Annotated in this window: 5 protein-coding genes; all 5 read left to right on the top strand. The window is 69.9% G+C overall.

Going from position 1 to position 3,980, the window contains the following annotated elements:
• Positions 1-1,552: carbamoyl-phosphate synthase large subunit (gene carB / locus VH969_RS14965; RefSeq protein WP_331974415.1), on the top strand; the 1,552-nt coding region annotated here is incomplete at its 5' end.
• An 82-nt stretch (positions 1,553-1,634) separates the two neighbouring features.
• Positions 1,635-2,471, top strand: a complete 837-nt coding sequence (gene pyrF, locus VH969_RS14960) for an orotidine-5'-phosphate decarboxylase (protein WP_331974413.1) — start codon at positions 1,635-1,637, stop codon at positions 2,469-2,471.
• A 472-nt stretch (positions 2,472-2,943) separates the two neighbouring features.
• Positions 2,944-3,261: an integration host factor, actinobacterial type gene (gene mihF, locus VH969_RS14955; RefSeq protein WP_331974411.1), complete on the top strand. Its 318-nt coding sequence runs from the start codon at positions 2,944-2,946 to the stop codon at positions 3,259-3,261.
• Positions 3,258-3,866 (top strand): guanylate kinase, encoded by a 609-nt coding sequence (gmk, locus tag VH969_RS14950; RefSeq protein ID WP_331974409.1) that lies wholly within the window; start codon positions 3,258-3,260, stop codon positions 3,864-3,866. Before mihF ends, gmk begins: the two co-directional genes overlap by 4 nt.
• Positions 3,863-3,980: DNA-directed RNA polymerase subunit omega (rpoZ, locus tag VH969_RS14945; protein WP_414638513.1), on the top strand; the 118-nt coding region annotated here is incomplete at its 3' end. The genes gmk and rpoZ, both read left to right, overlap by 4 nt.

Here is a 3,980-nt window from a genome sequence, read left to right as displayed (position 1 = left end):
GATGGCGCTGCGGACGGCCGGGTTCGAGGCCGTGATGGTCAACTGCAACCCGGAGACGGTCTCGACCGACTACGACACCTCTGATCGCCTGTACTTCGAGCCGCTGACGTTCGAGGACGTGCTCGAGGTGGTCCACGCCGAGCAGCGCTCCGGCACGGTCGCGGGCGTGATCGTGCAGCTGGGCGGCCAGACCCCGCTCGGCCTGGCGCGCCGGCTCGCGGACGCGGGCGTGCCGGTCGTCGGCACGCCACCGGGGGCCATCCACCTCGCCGAGGACCGGGGCGCGTTCGGCGAGGTGCTGACGTCCGCGGGGCTGCCCGCACCGCAGTACGGCACGGCGACCTCGTTCGCCGGCGCGAAGCGGATCGCGGACGAGATCGGCTACCCGGTACTCGTGCGACCGTCCTATGTGCTTGGTGGCCGCGGTATGGAGATCGTGTACGACGAGGACTCGCTGGCCGGCTACATCGCGCGCGCCACGGAGGTCACGCCGGAGCACCCGGTGCTCGTGGACCGGTTCCTGGACGACGCGATCGAGATCGACGTGGATGCCTTGTGCGACGGGCAGGACGTGTTCCTCGGCGGCGTCATGGAGCACATCGAGGAGGCGGGCATCCACTCCGGCGACTCCTCCTGCGCGCTGCCGCCGATCACGCTCGGCCGGACCGACCTCGGGGCGATCCGCCGGTCGACGGCCGCGATCGCGCACGGGATCGGCGTGCGTGGGCTGCTGAACGTGCAGTACGCGCTGAAGGACGACGTGCTGTACGTGCTCGAGGCGAACCCGCGCGCGTCGCGGACGGTGCCGTTCGTGTCGAAGGCGACCGCGTCGCCCCTGGCGAAGGCGGCCGCGCGGATCATGCTCGGAGCGTCCATTTCGGAGCTGCGCGCCGAGGGCCTGCTGCCGGCGGCCGGGGACGGGGCGGACCTGCCGCCGACCTCGCCGGTCGCCGTGAAGGAGGCGGTGCTGCCGTTCCACCGGTTCCGCACGCCGGAGGGACACGGCGTGGATTCGTTGCTGGGCCCGGAAATGAAGTCGACGGGCGAGGTGATGGGCATCGACGCCTCGTTCGGCAAGGCGTTCGCGAAGTCGCAGACGGCGTCCTACGGTTCGCTGCCGACGTCCGGCCGCGTGTTCGTCTCGGTGGCCAACCGCGACAAGCGGGCGATGGTGTTCCCGGTGAAACGCCTGGCGGACCTCGGTTTCGAGGTCCTGGCGACGGCCGGCACCGCGGAAGTGCTGCGGCGCAACGGAATCCCGTGCACCGAGGTGCGCAAGCACTTCGAGACCCCGCGGAACTCCGAGCCGAACATCGTGGAGATCATCCGCGACGGCGGGGTGGACATGGTGATCAACACTCCGTACGGCAACCCGGGCCCGCGCGTGGACGGGTACGAGATCCGCACGGCGGCCGTGTCCCGTGACATCCCGTGCGTGACGACGATCCAGGGCGCCGCGGCCGCGGTCCACGGCATCGAGGCGCTGATCCGGCAGGACATCGGCGTCGAGTCACTGCAGTCACTGCAGACGACTCTCCGGAGTACCCGATGACCGCCAAATGGCCTTCAGGCGACTACGCCGAATGGGCGTCGGTGGGTGAGGCCGTCCAGCCCAGATTTTGCCGGGGAGCGCGATGAACTCGGCTTTCGGTGCGCGGTTGACGGCCTCCGTCTCCCGTCGAGGACCACTCTGCGTAGGCATCGACCCGCATCCCTCGCTGCTGGAGGCGTGGGGGCTGCCGCTGTCCGCGGCGGGCGTCGAGCGGTTCGCGATGACGTGCGTCGACGCGTTCGGCGGCGACGTTGCGGTGCTCAAACCGCAGTCGGCTTTCTTCGAGGCCTACGGATCGGCCGGGATCGCGGTGCTGGAGCGGCTGACCGCAGCCACCCGCGAGGCCGGCGCGCTCGTCCTCCTCGACGTGAAGCGCGGCGACATCGGCTCGACGATGGCCGCCTACGCAGCCGCGTACCTGGCCGACGACGCGCCGCTCGCGGCCGACGCGGTGACCCTCTCGCCGTACCTGGGTTTCGGCTCACTCGACCCGGCGCTGGATCTCGCCGAACAGACCGGGCGCGGGGTGTTCGTACTGGCCCTGACCTCGAACAAGGAGGGCACGACCGTCCAGCGCGCCACGACCGCGGCGGGCCGCACGCTGGCCCAGGAGATCGTCGACCAGGCCGCGGAACGCAATGCTGGGGCCAGCCCGCTCGGGCGTGTCGGGCTCGTCATCGGGGCGACCGTCGGCGACACGGAGCTGGACCTGTCGGCGCTCAACGGGCCGATCCTCGCGCCCGGGTTCGGCGCCCAGGGCGGCACGGTGGACGATCTGCGGACGGTGTTCGGGCCGAACCTGCGGCACGTGCTGCCGAGCTCGTCACGGGAGATCCTGCGGCACGGTCCGGAGGTCCCCGCGCTGCGCGCCGCCGCCCTGCGCGTGCGGGACGCGGTGTCGGTCCGCCACCCGCGGTAGCCGCAGAGCGACATTCGGCGGACCGAATCCGCCATTCGCGGCCCCAACTTGTCCACAAGCCGCGCTCATACCCGTTGACCAGGCATTTCGTTGGTAGACTGGAGCCATGGGGTGCCCCCGGAGAGGGTGGGGGCTGCGTTCCCTACGCGCGCGAGAAACGGACAAAGTACGCGTGCAATATCGGAGGAATTTTCGCAGTAACCGACCGCCGGCGAGGCATTTGGCCTTCCGTCGGTTCGCAACATCGTCGCACGGTCCGAATTCGGCTCCCTTTTACCGCAGAGCACCGAGATGATCAAGGTCTGGCGTCTGGTTACCGCAGGTCCGGGCATTGGTCGCTACGCTCGGTATACCACTGCTCTGGTCAACGCTACGTTGTGCACTAAGGTGGACCCGCGTTGTCGTGACCGCCCCGACCTCGGTAACGTCGCGGCACCGATCCGCAGAAACACCCCACCCCCCGGAGGAAATCGTGGCCCTTCCCCAGCTGACCGAGGAGCAGCGGGCCGCAGCGCTGGAGAAGGCGGCTGCCGCCCGTCGCGCCCGAGCTGAGCTCAAGGAGCGCTTGAAGCGAGGCGGCACCACCCTCAAGGACGTGCTCGCCAAGGCTGACAACGATGAGGTCCTGGGCAAGATGAAGGTCACCGCACTGCTCGAGGCCCTGCCGGGCGTCGGCAAGGTGCGTGCCCAGCAGATCATCGAGCGTCTGGAGATCGCTCCGAGCCGCCGGCTGCGCGGCCTTGGTGAGCGCCAGCGCAAGGCGCTGCTCGCCGAGTTCAGCGGCGAGTGAGTCGCACGCAGAGTGAGACCCGGAGGGGCCGGCTGGTTGTTTTGGCCGGCCCCTCCGGCGTCGGTAAGTCCAGCGTGGTGCACGAGCTCCGCGCGCAGTACCCCGACCTGTGGTTCAGCGTCTCGGCGACGACACGCGAACAACGGCCGGGGGAGCAGGACGGCGTGGACTACAACTTCGTGACCCCCGCCGAGTTCGACCGCATGATCGCGGGTGGCGAGCTGCTGGAGTGGGCGAACATCCACCGCGGCACGCATCGTTCCGGCACCCCCCGCGCGCCCATCGAGGCCCGCCTCGCCGCCGGCAAGCCGGCACTGGTCGAGGTCGACCTGCAGGGCGCCCGGGCGCTGCGCCGGACGATGCCGGAGGCGTATCTGGTGTTCCTGTGCCCGCCCAGCTGGGAGGCGCTGGTCGAGCGCCTCGTCGGCCGCGGGACCGAGTCGCCGGAGATCGTCGAGCGCCGGCTGCGCACAGCTCGCGAGGAGCTGGCGGCCAAGGACGAGTTCGACGCGGTGGTCGTCAACACCGACGTGAAGAGCGCCGCCACCGAGTTGCTAACCTTGGTTGTCGACAATTCATCTGACCAGCTGGAGAAACACGAGTGATCACCCCCACCGAGTTGGGCGCACTGGGTGACCCGACGAGCCCGCAGCTCGAAGGCATCACGAACCCCCCGATCGACGACCTGCTCGACAAGGTCAGCTCGAAGTACGCCCTGG

The organism is Actinophytocola sp. (genome assembly GCF_036555685.1).
GTDB lineage: Bacteria > Actinomycetota > Actinomycetes > Mycobacteriales > Pseudonocardiaceae > Actinophytocola.
This window is presented reverse-complemented; position numbering and strand designations above follow the sequence as displayed.